1 pseudogene is annotated in these 864 nt (G+C 62.6%); it reads left to right on the top strand.

The annotated features are described in order from the left end of the window. Positions 1-64: 64 nt before the first annotated feature. Positions 65-864, top strand: a pseudogene (locus NKH03_RS34805) (IS3 family transposase); the annotation flags it as partial.

Genomic DNA, 864 nt, shown 5'->3' with positions numbered 1-864 from the left:
TGACCTTGCCCCTCTGATCTAATCCGGTTTGAAGTTCGTTCTGGCCCATCGAGAGGACTAGGACATGAAACGTAGCCGCTTCTCTGAAGAGCAGATCATCGGGATTTTGAAGGAACATGAGGCCGGGGTATCGGTTGCCGATCTGTGCCGCAAGCACGGGGTTAGCGACGCCTCGATCTACAACTGGAGGGCCCGCTTCGGCGGGATGGATATCTCCGAGGCTCGGCGACTGAAGGCGCTGGAGGACGAGAACACGCGGCTAAAGCGGCTTTTGGCCGACGCCATGCTCGACAATGCCGCGTTGAAGGATCTTGTGGGAAAGAAATGGTGACGCCCGCGGCCAAGCGGAAAGCTGTCGCTTGCCTGAAGGAAGGCTTCGGGATGAGCGAACGGCGGGCGTGTAAAGCCATCGGCTGTTGCCGCATGACGGTTCGCTACGAGACCAGCAGGCCGGACGACCGCGAGGTTCGCGAGCGGATGAAGGCGATCGCGCAGGAACGTCGTCGGTTCGGCTACCGGCGTCTTCTCGTGATGCTGAGGCGGGAGGGCCTGATCGTGAACCACAAGAAGCTGTTCCGGCTCTATCGGGAGGAGAAGCTCGCCGTTCGCCGCCGTGGCGGCCGCAAACGGGCGATCGGGACAAGGGCGCCGATGCTGGTGCCGCTGAGGCCCGACGAGCGCTGGTCGCTCGACTTCGTATCGGACCAGCTCACCGACGGGCGCCGCTTCCGCATCATGGCCGTCGTCGACGACTGCACGAGAGAGTGCCTGGCACTCATCGTTGATACGTCTCTTTCGGGCATGCGGGTTGCCCGCGAATTGGACCGGCTCATTACCGAGCGCGGCCGGCCGAGGATGATCGTC

It is taken from the genome of Mesorhizobium sp. M1406 (genome assembly GCF_040317555.1).
Taxonomy (GTDB): domain Bacteria; phylum Pseudomonadota; class Alphaproteobacteria; order Rhizobiales; family Rhizobiaceae; genus Mesorhizobium.
This window is presented reverse-complemented; position numbering and strand designations above follow the sequence as displayed.